This is a genomic window from Methylophilus medardicus (assembly GCF_006363955.1).
Taxonomy (GTDB): Bacteria; Pseudomonadota; Gammaproteobacteria; order Burkholderiales; family Methylophilaceae; genus Methylophilus; species Methylophilus medardensis.
Genome location: NZ_CP040948.1, coordinates 678,788 through 692,233 on the forward strand (window position 1 = coordinate 678,788; position 13,446 = coordinate 692,233).

Sequence of the window (13,446 nt, forward strand, 5' to 3'; positions counted from 1 at the left end):
ACAGCTGTGGCATGATGCCGTTATGGATGATTTAAAAATTGCGATCGCATCGCTCCCCCAACCAGTCACAGCCAAACATTGGCAAGCCAAGCTTGAGCTTGGTTTTGCCAAGCGGGGCGTGCGTGCTTACCTAGCGCACCGATTGCATCAAGGCCCGCTGGTGGTGCAAAAAAGCTTGCACCCCGAAGGCGACGACGTTTGTCATGCGGTGATTGTGCATCCACCTGGCGGCGTGGCTGGCGGTGATGCGTTACAACTAAACGTGCAGGTCGGCGAAGGCGCGCGTGCATTGCTCACAACGCCAGGCGCGGGCAAATGGTACAAAGCGCATGGCGCACTGGCCAAACAAACGTTGCAATTTCAACTTGAAGCCGGCAGTGGGTTAGAGTGGCTGCCACAAGAGAATATTTTGTTTGATGCCGCTGAGGTCGCCTTTGCGGCGGACATCGCACTGGCGGCGGACGCCACGCTGGCTTGTTGGGATATCGTGTGTCTGGGACGTCAAGCGCAACAGGAGGCTTGGCAACACGGCCTCTATCAATTGAACCAACGCATTTCGCGTCAAGGTAAGCTGATCTGGAATGAGCGCGCAAACATGCGCGCGGATGCGCTGGTCAAAGCCAGTCGTGTCGGCTTGCGGGATGCGGCAGTGTTCGGCACCTTCCTCGTGTGTGCAGGTGCAGTGCCAGCGCAGATCCTACAGGCTTGTCGCGAGATTGTGGTGCCGGCTGCCCATGTCGGGATCACCGCCTTGCCTGAGGTGTTATGCATCCGCTACGTCGGCAATGCCTCACAGCAGGCGAGACAATATTTTGAGCAATGCTGGCAGCTATTGCGGCCATGGTATTATCAGAAAGAGGCGGTCAGACCTCGGATCTGGAATACATAATGCCTGATGCATGCGCACTTAGTCAGAGAAAACACCTATGGAATTAACCCCAAGAGAAAAAGATAAGTTATTGATTTTTACGGCTGCCTTGCTTGCAGAACGCCGAAAAGCGCGTGGCCTCAAGCTCAATTATCCAGAGTCCGTCGCGTTTATTTCAGCGGCTATTATGGAAGGTGCGCGCGATGGTAAAACGGTGGCCGAGCTAATGAGTTTTGGCACCACATTGCTTACACGTGATGACGTGATGGAAGGCGTCCCGGAGATGATTCCAGATATTCAAGTGGAAGCGACGTTTCCGGATGGGACCAAGCTCGTCACTGTCCACCACCCCATCCCCTAAAGACAGGGTCGCGGCAAGCGCAGATGGCTGTGTTGCACCCCCTTGCCGTACTGATGGTACTGTCTGCGGTTGTGCGCCTTGCCCTCTACGCTTGCCGCAACCCTGTTGCAGTGCGCGTGAAAGATTAAATAATGTGTGTTTTGAGACTCTTTGGAGCTAATCAATGATTCCCGGCGAGATGCAGGTCGCAGCAGGCGACATCGAATTAAACGTAGGGCGTGAGACCGTCACGCTGGATGTGGCGAATAAAGGCGACCGTCCGATTCAGGTCGGTTCGCATTACCATTTTTATGAAACCAACGATGCGTTGTCGTTTGAGCGCGCATTGGCATATGGTTATCGCTTGAATATCGCCGCCGGCACCGCAGTTCGGTTTGAGCCAGGCCAGACACGGACCGTGCAACTGGTGAAATTGGCGGGCGCGCGCAAGGTGTATGGCTTTGCCGGACGCGTGATGGGAGCTTTAAAATGAGTATTAAAATGGATAAACGCGCCTATGCCGAAATGTTCGGCCCAACGGTTGGCGATAAAATGCGGTTGGCGGATACCGAGCTATGGATTGAGGTCGAAAAAGATTACACGCTGTATGGCGAAGAGGTAAAGTTTGGCGGCGGCAAGGTCATCCGTGATGGCATGGGCCAAGGTCAAGGCTTGGCCGCTGAAGTCGCCGATACAGTGATTACCAACGCTTTAATCATCGACCACTGGGGCATCGTTAAAGCGGATATTGGTATTAAAGGCGGCTATATCTCCGCCATTGGTAAAGCGGGCAACCCAGATATTCAACCTGGCGTGACTATTCCGATTGGCGCAGGCACCGAAGTCATTGCCGGCGAGGGCATGATTATCACCGCTGGCGGCATTGACACCCATATTCACTTTATTTGTCCGCAGCAAATTGAAGAGGCATTGATGTCTGGCGTAACGACCATGATTGGTGGCGGCACCGGCCCTGCGACCGGCACCTTTGCCACCACTTGCACACCTGGGCCCTGGCACATTCATCGTATGCTGCAAGCAGCCGATGCGTTCCCGATGAATCTGGGTTTTTTAGGCAAAGGCAACGCCAGTTTGCCCGAGCCGCTACGAGAACAAGTACGTGCTGGGGTGATCGGCCTTAAATTGCATGAAGACTGGGGCACCACGCCCGCGGCGATTGATAACTGCCTGACGGTGGCTGACGAGATGGATATCCAAGTGGCGATTCACTCAGACACGCTGAATGAATCTGGCTTTGTTGAAACCACCATCGATGCTTTCAAGGGACGCACCATTCATACCTTTCATACGGAAGGGGCGGGCGGTGGTCATGCGCCTGATATTATCAAGGCCGCCAGCCATCCGAATGTGTTGCCGTCATCAACCAATCCTACCCGTCCGTTTACTGTCAATACCATTGATGAGCATCTGGATATGCTGATGGTATGCCATCATTTAGATCCGGCGATTGCTGAGGATATTGCATTTGCTGAGAGCCGAATCCGTCGTGAGACGATTGCCGCCGAAGATATCTTTCATGATCTTGGGGCTTTTTCGATGATGTCCTCTGACTCTCAGGCCATGGGCCGCGTTGGCGAGGTGATTATCCGCACCTGGCAAACTGCGCACAAAATGAAGATACAACGTGGGCCATTGGCTGAAGATGGTGCGGGCAATGATAACTTTCGCGTGAAGCGCTATATCGCTAAATACACGATTAATCCGGCACTCACGCACGGCGTGGCGCATATTGTGGGCTCGGTAGAGGTGGGTAAACTCGCCGATTTGGTGGTGTGGAAACCCGCATTCTTTGGGGTGAAGCCTTTTACCATCATCAAAGGCGGCATGATCGCTGCGGCAGCGATGGGCGACCCGAACGCGTCGATTCCAACGCCACAGCCGGTGCATTACCGACAAATGTTTGGCGCCTACGGCGGTGGCCTGAAGACGGCAGTGACGTTTGTTTCGCAAGCGGGACTAGATAACCCTGATTTACAGGCCCTCGGTTTACAAAAAACGTTGGTCGCGGTCAAAGGCACCCGCCACGTGAAAAAATCTGACATGGTGCATAACACCTGGATGCCAAAGATTGAGGTAGACCCCGAAACCTATGAAGTACTGGCCGACGGCATGCATTTAACTTGCGAGCCAGCCGAAGTGTTGCCGATGGCGCAGCGTTACTTTCTATTTTAACCATGATTCATTTAACCGAACGTTTAACCGTGAGTGGGCATATTGACGATACGCTCCAACTGCCTTTTGACCAGCGGCAAAAAAGTCGCTTGCGCGTTACATTGGCCTCGGGCCAAGAGGCGGCCTTATTTTTGTCACGTGGCATTATTCTAAGGGGTGGCGATTTAATCCGCTCAGAAGATGGCAAGGTCGTGGTACAAATTGTGGCGGCGCAAGAGCCCGTGTACAACGTGATCGCCCCCACCATGAGAGACTTGATGTGCGCAGCGTATCACCTGGGCAACCGTCATGTGCCATTGCAAATTGGAGATGGCTGGTTGCGCCTAGAGCAAGACTATGTGCTCAGAGATATGTTGCTCGGTTTGGGGATGCAAGTGAGTGAGGTGCACGCGCCGTTTGAACCAGAGGCGGGCGCTTATGGCGGTGGCCATCGTCATGGGCACGAAGATGATGGTTTACAGACTTTGCGACCCCGCACCAAAGGGCAGGGCAACCTCCATGGCTGATGCCTTGGCGCTGAGTCGATTGCTACAACTGGCTAGCCCTTTGCTGCCGGTCGGGGCTTATTGTTATTCGCAAGGACTTGAGTGGGCGATTGAATCCGGCACCGTCACCGATGTGGCTTCAGCGCAAGCTTGGATCGGTGATAGTTTGCAGGTGTATCACGCGCGCTTTGAGTTGCCGGTGCTTTATCGCTTATACCAAGCTTGGCAGCAGGATGACCTCTACCAAGTGCAGGCTTGGGACGAATTTTATCAAGCGGGGCGCGATACCGCAGAAGGCTGGGCCGAAACACGGCAAATGGGGTATTCGCTGCGGCGGCTGTTAAACGATTTAAAACCGATGTCTGCACAGTTGATCGCACAGGTGAACACTTTGGACGCACCGGCTTTTCCGACCCTGTATGCGGCGATTGCGCAACATTGGCAGATTGCGCCACAAGATATGTTGCATGGCTACGCATGGGGTTGGCTAGAAAATCAGGCCAGTGCTGCGATGAAAGCGGTGCCGCTCGGCCAGGTTGCTGGGCAGACCATTTTGTTAGCGCTTGGCGAGCAACTGCCGCAGGTCATCGCGGCGGCCATGCAGCTGCCAGATGAGGACTTGAGTAACTTTAACCCGTTGCTGAGTATCGCCGGGTGCCAACATGAAACACAATACAGCAGGTTATTTAGATCATGAAAATACACACACAATTTGCTACACCTACCCCCGCCATCACCGACTATAAAGAGCCCTTGCGGGTTGGCATCGGCGGGCCAGTCGGTTCCGGAAAAACCGCGCTGACATTGTCTCTTTGCCAGCGTTTGCGAGAGGTTTACAACATCGCGGTGGTGACTAACGATATCTATACCAAAGAAGATGCCGAGTTTTTGACGCGGAACGAGGCGCTGGTGCCAGAGCGCATTATTGGCGTCGAAACCGGCGGTTGCCCGCACACGGCCATTCGCGAAGATGCCTCAATGAACCTCGAGGCGGTTGATCAACTCAGCAAGCGCTTTCAAACGCTGGACATCGTGTTTGTCGAAAGTGGTGGCGATAATTTGGCAGCCACCTTTAGCCCGGAGCTGTCTGATTTGACGATTTATGTGATTGATGTTGCCGCCGGCGAAAAAATTCCCCGCAAAGGCGGTCCTGGCATTACCAAGTCTGACTTATTGGTGATTAACAAGATTGATCTGGCACCCATGGTTGGGGCATCGCTGGCGGTCATGGCGCAAGATGCCAAACGCATGCGTGGCGAAAAGCCTTTTATTTTCAGTAACCTGAAAAGTGGGCAAGGGCTCGAAGAGATCGTGACATTTATAGAAAAACACGGGCTGATGTTGTAGTTTTTGTAGGCGTTGATCCAATCATCGCATGGCGAATTTACTATTGTTGGAGAAGATTGAATGAAAAAAAGTATTCTGTGGGGGATCTTGGCGAGTGTGGCCTCAGGCGTGGCTGAGGCGCACCCGGGGCATGGGCTGACAGCAGGTTTTGCGGCAGGGTTCATGCACCCACTCACTGGCTGGGATCATCTGCTGGTGATGTTGTCATTGGGCATTTGGGCGGCACGCCGCCCGCAAGGCCAAGGTTGGCCATTGCCGTTGTTGTTTGTATTGGTGATGGCACTGTCAGCATTGACAGCCATGGCTTGGCTATCTGCGTCATTTGCTGAAGTCATGGTAGCCGCGAGCGTGCTGATGATGGGCGCGCTACTCCTCTCCGAAGTGTCGGTATCGCGCACGCTTCAATGGGCTGGCGTGACTGTGATTGCCGCCGCACATGGCTATTTACATGGCTTGGAGTTAGGCAGCCATTGGACTGCGTTGGTTGGCATGGTCACCGCCACTGCCATGCTTCATGTTGCGGGTTGGCTAATTGGCCATCTGCGACAGTCCTGGGCAACGCATGCATCACGTTTGCTCGGTGCGCTCATGTTGCTACTCGGTATTGGTTTGATTTGGGCCTGAGTTCAATGTAAGCCCCGTTTGCACGCACAAAGGTAAAATGCGGATAAGTTTGTTATCCGCATTTTTTATTTATGTCATGCTTTGGTTTCTTCTACGTCAATTAACGTAGTGATTGATTCAGTCACAGGTTCTAGCATACGCTGGGGCATCTTTTATCGCTTACGGTCCCGACTTTTTAAGGATTGTTGATTGTCAAACCCATCCGAATTCACAGCGGCACCCCAGGCCGAGCCGATACAGCGTATCGTCAAGATTCGTCGCGACTATAATAATTGGGTCGCCAACGAGACGATTGAAGATTACGCCTTGCGCTACACCCCGCGGGCTTTCCGCAAGTGGTCTATTTTACGTGTCTCGAATACGGCGCTAGGCGCGATTTCGTTTTTGGTGCTGGAGGCGATTGGCGGCACCATTACCATTAATTATGGCTTTCCGAATGCCTTATGGGCAATTCTCGCGGTGGGTCTGATTATTTTTCTGACCGGCTTGCCTATCAGCTACTACGCTGCCAAGTATGGCCTCGACATGGATTTGCTGACACGTGGCGCCGGGTTTGGTTATATCGGCTCGACGATTTCTTCGTTTATTTACGCGTCGTTTACGTTTATTTTGTTTTCGCTCGAAGCCGCGATCATGGGCTATGCGCTAGAACTGTATTTTCATCTCCCTTTGTACATAGGCTATTTGGTCAGTGCCTTGATTGTGATCCCGCTGGTCACCCACGGCGTGACTCTAATCAGCCGCATCCAGATGATTACGCAACCGATCTGGATCGCATTGATGTTTCTACCTTTCTTTGCCATTCTTCAAATGGACCCCGGGGTGTTGCATCGCTTGAGCACTTTTGCCGGCATCTCGGCTGAAGGCGCGCATTTCAATTGGGTGATGTTTGGCACAGCCACCGCTGTCGGCGTGGCGTTGATTCCACAGATTGGCGAGCAGGTCGACTTTTTACGGTTTATGCCGGAGCGTAACCAAGAAAACTATTGGCGCTGGAATCTCGGTGTATTGATGGCAGGCCCGGGCTGGGTGATTTTGGGTATGCTTAAAATGCTGGCGGGCGCCTTACTGGCCTATCTGGTATTCAATCGCGACATGCCGCTCAGCTCCGCCGTGAATCCTACGCACATGTATTGGATTGGCTTTGAGTACGTATTCAGTAATCATCAGGTCGCACTGGCGGTGACCGCGTTGTTTGTCTGCGTCTCGCAAATCAAGGTCAACATGACCAATGCCTATGCCGGCTCATTGGCCTGGTCCAATTTTTTTGCTCGGCTGACACACAGCCATCCCGGGCGGATTGTCTGGGTGGCGTTTAATGTCATGATCGCCATCGTGCTGATGGAGCTCAATGTATTTCAGGCGCTGGAGGAGATCTTGGGCCTATATGCCAACATCGCGATTGCTTGGGTTGCGGCGGTGGTGGCAGATTTGGTGATCAATAAACCCTTGGGCTTAAGTCCGAAGGGCATTGAGTTTAGGCGCGCTTACTTATATGACATTAACCCGGTTGGGGTTGGTGCCATGTTTATCGCTTCAGCCATCTCAATCGCGGCCTATACCGGCATTATGGGCGTGTTGGCACAGTCGTTTTCTACCTTTATTTCACTCTTCACGGCGCTGTTAATGTCGCCGCTGATCGCTTGGTATACCAAAGGCAAATATTATCTGGCCAGACCAAGGCCGACCTATTCGCAACCGTCGACCACAAAACAATGCGTGATCTGCGAGCGCGAATATGAGGTGAACGACATGGCGCATTGCCCGGCCTACGGCGGCGCCATCTGCTCGTTGTGCTGCTGTTTAGATGCGCGTTGTCATGATGCCTGTAAACCGCAAGCGCGGTTAAGCGCACAGTGGGAGGCGCTGAACAAAAAGTTTTTACCACAGCGTCTGTGGCCGCATTTAAATGGCGGGGTGGCTCACTTTTTACTGTTGATGGTGATCGCCATGATTTTGTTTGGCGCGACCATCGGTTTAATTTACTTGCATGATGCGCTCACCGTGGGCCGTGATTATCCCGGATTGATGCAGCATTTCCGCTCGGGTTATTTAAAAGTATTTGTGGCGCTATTATTTTTAGGCGGCATTGTGGCTTGGTGGCTGGTGCTCACTTCTGCCAGCCGCCGGGTGGCGCAGGAAGAGTCAAACCGGCAAACCGGCTTGTTGCTTGAAGAAATTGAGTCCCATAAAAAGACCGATGCGCAGTTGCAAAAGGCCAGACGATTGGCAGAAGAGGCTAACCAAGCCAAGAGTCGTTATATCACTGGCATCAGCCATGAGCTGCGCACACCGCTCAACAGTATTCTGGGCTATGCACAACTGCTGACCAATGATGACAGTATTCCTGAGCACCGCAAACAGGCCATTAAAACCATCAGTCGCGGTGGGGAGCATTTATTATCGCTGATCGAGAGTACGCTGGATATTGCCCGAATTGAGAGCGGCAAAATGGCGTTTGATGTCAAGCCGCTGCATTTTCCTGACTTTGTCGGTCAGATGGTGAGCATGTTTGAAATTCAGGCACAAAATAAAGGCCTAGCGTTTTATTTTGAACAAGTTGGCAACTTGCCCGAGTATGTGCGCGCGGACCACAAGCGACTGATGCAGATTTTGGTCAATATTTTGGGCAACGCTGTCAAATTCACCACCAAAGGCAGGGTGACTTTTCGTGTCAGTTATGCCAGAGAAATTGCACACATTGATATTGAAGATACCGGCCCCGGCATCGCACCCAATGAGGTAGAAAAGATTTTTGAACCGTTTGAGCGGGGCAGTGCGGCGGATGTGGTTGGCATTGGCGGCACCGGCCTGGGCCTGACGATCAGTAAGCTGTTGACACAGCTCATGGGCGGCGAGATGCATTTTGACAGCCTAGTCGGGCGTGGCACCCGGTTTGAGATTCGTTTGTTTTTACCGCAGATTCGCGAAACAGCCCATTTATCGAAAAAAGCCGTACGCCAACGCATCGGCTACGAAGGTCCGCCACGCACTATTTTGGTGGTGGATAACGAGGAGGCTGACCGGGCATTATTACGCGATGCTTTGCAACCGCTGGGCTTTGTAGTGCATGAGGCTAGTAACGGGCAGGCCTGCGTCAATCAATATCAGATGTTACAGGCGGATTTAATCCTGATGGATCTGGCGATGCCGATGATGGATGGCTGGGAGGCGGCCTACATCATCCGTCAGGTGCATCACGCAACATTGCCGATTGCGATTATCTCCGCCAATGCGTATGACCGTAACCTCGATAACCAGGCCAAAATCCCGGCGCATGACTTTTTTGTCAAACCGGTCAATCTCGATGAGGTGTTAGACTGGATTGGCCATCAGCTTTTGTTGCAATGGCGCTATGCGGATAGCCCGGCAGCACGCGCAGTGATGCCAGTGGTGCCGCCCGTGTCAGGACAAGACGGCGTAATGGTGCAGGCGATTCCTGCCTTGCTGCTTGAGAATCTGGCACAGTTTGCCCGCATGGGCTATGTTAAAGGGGTGCGCGAGATCATCGCCACCCTCAATAAAGAACATGCGCCACACCAAGATTTAATTTTTGCATTGCAAGAAGCCATGGAACGCTTTGATTTTGCTAAACTGCAACGCTTGATTGAGGAGTACACCCAAAATGACCAGCCATAGCCATACCGTGTTAATTGTGGATGATGTGCCAGAAAATCTGGCCTATCTGCATGACGCACTGGATGAATTCGGCTATCAGGTCTATGTGGCCAACTCCGGCGAGATGGCATTGCAGGTCGCCCATTTAATGCAGCCACATGTGATTTTGATGGATGCCATGATGCCCGGTTTGGATGGCTTTGCGACTTGCCGCCGGATTAAAGCGGCAGCAGAAACGCAACATATCCCGGTGATTTTTATGACTGGCCTGACCGAGATTGAACACGTCACCATGGCGTTTGATGCCGGTGGGGTAGATTACGTCACCAAACCCGTCCGCCCGGCAGAAGTGTTGGCCCGCCTGAAGGTGCATGTGCAAAATGCCACTAAAATGCATCAAGCCACTTCTGCGCTGGATGCGTTTGGTCAGGCGACGATTGCTATTTTGCCCACCGACAAACGGCTGGTGTGGCAAACACCATTAGCCAAGCAGTATCTAGAACAATATTTTGCCGAGTGGGCAGCTAAAGAAGCCTATAACGCGGTGCAAACGTTGCCGCCGATGATTTATCAGTGGCTAGAAAGTTGCATGCAACAATTCTCTGCCGCGCAGTCTATGCAAACGCTGAGTGTGAATCAGGGCAATGCGCGACTGAGCCTCACGGTGGCCAATACCAGTGAAGAGCAATGGGTGGTGGTGCTACGCGAATACTCCGACGAAGCGCAAATTGAGTCTTTGGGTAAAGTGTTTCAACTGACCAAGCGCGAGTCCGAGGTGTTGTATTGGACCGTCAAGGGTAAAACCAACAAAGATGTGGGCGAGATTTTAGGCACCAGCCCGCGCACGATTAATAAACATTTAGAGCATGTATTCCAAAAGCTGGGGGTGGAGACCCGCACCGCAGCGGCTTCTCTGGTGGCGTCTAAAGTCAAATTCTGATTGGCGAGTACCCACCAACAAGGCCTGCGATTGCAGGCCTTGTTGGTGAAAGTGATGCACAGATTCCCATCGGCTCGTAAACACGCTGGCTATTGGTAAGGCTAAAAGCGCGATCGCGTTACGCGATCATCGGTGCGGATTAAAAGGCGTAGATCACCCCGACGCTCGTGACATTGGCATCGAAACTTTTACTGCCGCCAGCCGTTTTGTCCACCTCGGCTTGATAGTGGTCCCATGACACGCGCATTGAAATTGCTTGATCAAAGTGATATTCCGCACCGAGCCCATAGGTGGCGCCGGTGTGTGTGGCGTCGTTGTAAGCATTCAAATCTGAAGACACTTTGCTCTTGGTCGCGGCAACCCCTAGTTTGCCATAGACATCAAAGGCATCATTCAACGGTAAACGACCCACCGCTGTCAGGCTAAGAGCATCTGCTTTGGCGCTACCGCTTAAGTTGTCTGTGACTTTGCCGATGCCGGTATATTGGCCCTCAACGGCCAAGTAACGGTTGAGTTGATAGCCTGCCACAATCCCGGCCACTGTTTGACTATCTTTGTCTACGCCATTGGGCGTTTTTAAGTTAGGCATGCCGATGCCTAAGTTGATGCCGGCATATAAGCCCTCGGCACTGGCGAGCATTGGCGCCATCCATGTGAAACTACTGATTAAAAGTACAATCGCTTGCTTACGCATGTGCGGTTCTCCGGTGTGGGGTGGCTATTATTTAAGTTTGCTCTGGGCCAGACGTAGGCCTTCTTCTATATCCAGTTTACGGCCGGCATCTGCATCTTCGCGGCCTGGGCGCGCAGGGGCTTGTAATGCTTTCTGATAATAGGTCACCGCTTGCGCATTGTCGCCTTGCGCACGTAAATAGTCGGCATAAAAATAGTTACTATCGATGCCATTGGGGTTGAGTTGCAGCGCTTTTTCTAAATACTCACGGCCTTTTTTCTTGTCACCAAAGCCGATTGGCCAACCGGGTACACGAAAGTATAAAGAGCCTAGCGTGGTATAAGCCGAGCCGTTAAGCGCCTGCGGGTTGGCTTTGATGCTTGCGAGTAGTAAATCGCGGGCTTGTTCCGCCGCTTTTAATGCATTGACAGGATGCAATGGGCCCATGCTTTTGGCGTAACCACTCAAAACAATCGCTTCCCAAATCATCGCTTCACTGGCGTCGGGATTTTTAGCCGTGAGTTGATGCGCTTGTTCAGACAGTGCTTTAAAAGCAGGTTCTTGTTGATCTTTGGTCGTTTGATAAGTCGCTTTCGCCCAAGCATGTTGCAAGTTGCTCAGCTCGCTTTCCAGATGTTCGTCGGCGAATGCGACGTGTGTCAGCAAAGTTAAGCAGGTGTATAGCATCCAACGTTTCACAGTGACTCCTAAATTAAACAGGGATGAATTGAGTGAAGCTGTTTTTGCAATTAGAGTGCCAAGTTGCCACGTGAATGCATATTATTGTTGATAAACAATCATTTATATCAATAATGTGCAGCAATCTAGGCGAAGCCGGGTTTTAAATGGGGCTAAACTCTGCTTTTTTTGCAGGGTCGCAAAGGGTGACTCTGCAAAAAATGCATGCTAAGGTTTGGCGTCACCGGTCAAAAAAGTGAGTCATGATGGTCGTACAAACACAGTCGCACACCTTCGAGGCATTAGTGCAGCGCTATGGTGAGCAATATAAATGGATGGTGCTGTTGATTATTGGGGTAGGCACCATTGCGGGTGTGCTTTGTACCTCTAGTTTTAACGTGGCCGTACCTGCACTGACGCACACGTTTCATTTGGGCCAAGACCATGTGCAGTGGGCCATGACAGCGTTTTTGGCAGCGATGACCATCGGCATGCTGCCTGCGGCCTGGTGGTTGGAGCGGTTCGGTTTGCGTCGCGTCTTTATGACCACGCTATGTTTGTTGATTGCCGCCAGTGTGGCTGGCTTTTATGCCCATACCTTCGTACAGGTAGTGATTGCTCGCTTGCTGCAAGGCCTCGCTGCTGGCGTTTTGCAACCGCTCGGGGTGATGGCACTCATGCGTTTGTTTCCGCCCAATATTCAAGGGCGTGCCTCCGGGGTGTTGATTGTGGGTATTGCATTCACCCCCGCCGTTGCGCCATCGATCAGTGGTTGGCTACTAGACCAGTTTGGCTGGCATGCGATTTTTTTGTTGGGTGTCCCGTTTGCGGTCATCGCACTTGGATGCGCTTGGCAATGGCTACCAACCCCTCGTCAACGCGTGATCAAGCCTTTTGATTGGCCCGGCCTAGGCTGGTTATCCGCCGCGACCATTGGATTGGTAGAGTTCGTCTCCAGCTTGCACCATAGTGGTTTAATGTCGTTGTGGACATGGGGGCAAGCCAGTCTGACGGTGCTGTCTATGTGGTGTTATCTGCGGCATGCGCGGCGGTTACCCCATGCAATCATACAACTGCATTTATTTAACCGTCCCACCTTCAGTCGGGGCACGCTGGTCGCATTTGCTTATGGATTTGGGTTGTATGCATCCACCTATCTCATCCCGGTATTTTTGCAAAATGCGATGGCATATTCTGCCACCGATGCGGGCTTGTTATTACTGCCCTCAGGCTTGGCACTGGTGCTAACCATCCCTCTGGCAGGCCGGATGGCCGACCAGTATTCGCCGCGCCGCATTACCTTGGCCGGATTGATCGTGTTCGGCGTCTCGTTTCTGGGCTTTGCTTTGGTTGCGGAGCAGGTGCATTATTGGCAAATTATCACAGCCACCGTGGTCGGCCGTATCGGTTTGGGGCTCATTTTGCCCGCATTGAATTTGGCCACCTTGCATGAAATGGAGCCGCACCAGCTCGGTCAATCATCGGTCGTGGTCAGTTATGCCCGGCAATTGGGTGGGGTGGTTGGGGTGACCATGATGGCCGTTTTTATGGAGTGGCGCGAACGTGTGCTCGCCCCCGATGCGTTTGCCGCCTACGCGCAGGGATTTTTGCTGTTGTCGGTGGTGTTTGCGATGGCCATGGTGGCCGCACTCGGCATGAAAGATGCCAAACGGGAGTAGC

The 13,446-nt window shown here is 52.5% G+C and carries 13 protein-coding genes; 11 read left to right on the forward strand and 2 right to left on the reverse strand.

Annotated features, from left to right (window positions below):
* The first annotated feature begins 22 nt into the window (after nt 1-22).
* The 10 genes from FIT99_RS03285 (at nt 23) to FIT99_RS03330 (ending at nt 10,415) form a co-directional block, all read left to right on the forward strand.
* A complete protein-coding gene (locus tag FIT99_RS03285; RefSeq protein ID WP_140002927.1) occupies nt 23-889 on the forward strand; it encodes an urease accessory protein UreD in 867 nt (288 codons plus the stop codon).
* Nucleotides 890-926: 37 nt separating this feature from the next.
* A complete protein-coding gene (locus FIT99_RS03290) occupies nt 927-1,229 on the forward strand; it encodes an urease subunit gamma (protein WP_140002929.1) in 303 nt (100 codons plus the stop codon).
* A 163-nt stretch (nt 1,230-1,392) separates the two neighbouring features.
* Nucleotides 1,393-1,701, forward strand: coding sequence for an urease subunit beta (locus tag FIT99_RS03295; protein ID WP_140002931.1), 309 nt, complete (start codon nt 1,393-1,395; stop codon nt 1,699-1,701).
* Nucleotides 1,698-3,401: an urease subunit alpha gene (ureC, locus tag FIT99_RS03300; RefSeq protein WP_140002933.1), complete on the forward strand. Its 1,704-nt coding sequence runs from the start codon at nt 1,698-1,700 to the stop codon at nt 3,399-3,401. The genes FIT99_RS03295 and ureC overlap by 4 nt, the downstream gene beginning before the upstream one ends.
* A gap of 2 nt (nt 3,402-3,403) precedes the next feature.
* On the forward strand, nt 3,404-3,907 hold the full coding sequence (gene ureE, locus FIT99_RS03305; RefSeq protein WP_140004621.1) for an urease accessory protein UreE: 504 nt from the start codon (nt 3,404-3,406) through the stop codon (nt 3,905-3,907).
* Nucleotides 3,900-4,583, forward strand: a complete 684-nt coding sequence (locus FIT99_RS03310; protein WP_140002935.1) for an urease accessory protein UreF — start codon at nt 3,900-3,902, stop codon at nt 4,581-4,583. Before ureE ends, FIT99_RS03310 begins: the two co-directional genes overlap by 8 nt.
* Nucleotides 4,580-5,233 (forward strand): urease accessory protein UreG, encoded by a 654-nt coding sequence (ureG, locus tag FIT99_RS03315; protein ID WP_140002937.1) that lies wholly within the window; start codon nt 4,580-4,582, stop codon nt 5,231-5,233. The genes FIT99_RS03310 and ureG overlap by 4 nt, the downstream gene beginning before the upstream one ends.
* Before the next feature lie 60 nt (nt 5,234-5,293).
* Nucleotides 5,294-5,857: a HupE/UreJ family protein gene (locus tag FIT99_RS03320; RefSeq protein WP_140002939.1), complete on the forward strand. Its 564-nt coding sequence runs from the start codon at nt 5,294-5,296 to the stop codon at nt 5,855-5,857.
* A 189-nt stretch (nt 5,858-6,046) separates the two neighbouring features.
* Entirely contained in the window at nt 6,047-9,496 is a 3,450-nt protein-coding gene (locus FIT99_RS03325) for a hybrid sensor histidine kinase/response regulator (RefSeq protein WP_140002941.1), read from the forward strand.
* The gene (locus FIT99_RS03330; RefSeq protein ID WP_140002943.1) at nt 9,483-10,415 is read left to right on the forward strand and encodes a response regulator transcription factor; all 933 of its coding nucleotides are present in this window, start codon (nt 9,483-9,485) and stop codon (nt 10,413-10,415) included. Before FIT99_RS03325 ends, FIT99_RS03330 begins: the two co-directional genes overlap by 14 nt.
* A gap of 139 nt (nt 10,416-10,554) precedes the next feature.
* Here the strand turns inward: FIT99_RS03330 and FIT99_RS03335 are convergent, their stop codons facing one another.
* Together FIT99_RS03335 and FIT99_RS03340 are read right to left on the reverse strand one after the other, a co-directional pair.
* Entirely contained in the window at nt 10,555-11,109 is a 555-nt protein-coding gene (locus FIT99_RS03335) for a porin family protein (RefSeq protein WP_140002945.1), read from the reverse strand.
* Between the two features lie 27 nt (nt 11,110-11,136).
* Complete coding sequence (locus FIT99_RS03340; RefSeq protein WP_223261266.1) at nt 11,137-11,787, reverse strand: tetratricopeptide repeat protein; 651 nt, start codon at nt 11,785-11,787, stop codon at nt 11,137-11,139.
* 242 nt (nt 11,788-12,029) lie between these two features.
* Between FIT99_RS03340 and FIT99_RS03345 the strand changes: the two genes are divergently transcribed.
* Nucleotides 12,030-13,445 carry a DHA2 family efflux MFS transporter permease subunit gene (locus FIT99_RS03345; protein ID WP_223261267.1) on the forward strand — a complete coding sequence of 472 codons (1,416 nt, stop codon included), beginning with the start codon at nt 12,030-12,032 and terminating at the stop codon, nt 13,443-13,445.
* Nucleotide 13,446 lies beyond the last annotated feature (1 nt).

Coding starts and splice junctions, on each gene's coding strand:
- ureG (WP_140002937.1), top strand. CDS start 4,580: ATGAAAATACACACACAATTTGCTACACCTACCCCCGCCATCACCGAC.
- FIT99_RS03285 (WP_140002927.1), top strand. CDS start 23: ATGGATGATTTAAAAATTGCGATCGCATCGCTCCCCCAACCAGTCACA.
- FIT99_RS03330 (WP_140002943.1), top strand. CDS start 9,483: ATGACCAGCCATAGCCATACCGTGTTAATTGTGGATGATGTGCCAGAA.
- ureC (WP_140002933.1), top strand. CDS start 1,698: ATGAGTATTAAAATGGATAAACGCGCCTATGCCGAAATGTTCGGCCCA.
- FIT99_RS03345 (WP_223261267.1), top strand. CDS start 12,030: ATGATGGTCGTACAAACACAGTCGCACACCTTCGAGGCATTAGTGCAG.
- FIT99_RS03290 (WP_140002929.1), top strand. CDS start 927: ATGGAATTAACCCCAAGAGAAAAAGATAAGTTATTGATTTTTACGGCT.
- ureE (WP_140004621.1), top strand. CDS start 3,404: ATGATTCATTTAACCGAACGTTTAACCGTGAGTGGGCATATTGACGAT.
- FIT99_RS03320 (WP_140002939.1), top strand. CDS start 5,294: ATGAAAAAAAGTATTCTGTGGGGGATCTTGGCGAGTGTGGCCTCAGGC.
- FIT99_RS03295 (WP_140002931.1), top strand. CDS start 1,393: ATGATTCCCGGCGAGATGCAGGTCGCAGCAGGCGACATCGAATTAAAC.
- FIT99_RS03335 (WP_140002945.1), bottom strand. CDS start 11,109: ATGCGTAAGCAAGCGATTGTACTTTTAATCAGTAGTTTCACATGGATG.
- FIT99_RS03310 (WP_140002935.1), top strand. CDS start 3,900: ATGGCTGATGCCTTGGCGCTGAGTCGATTGCTACAACTGGCTAGCCCT.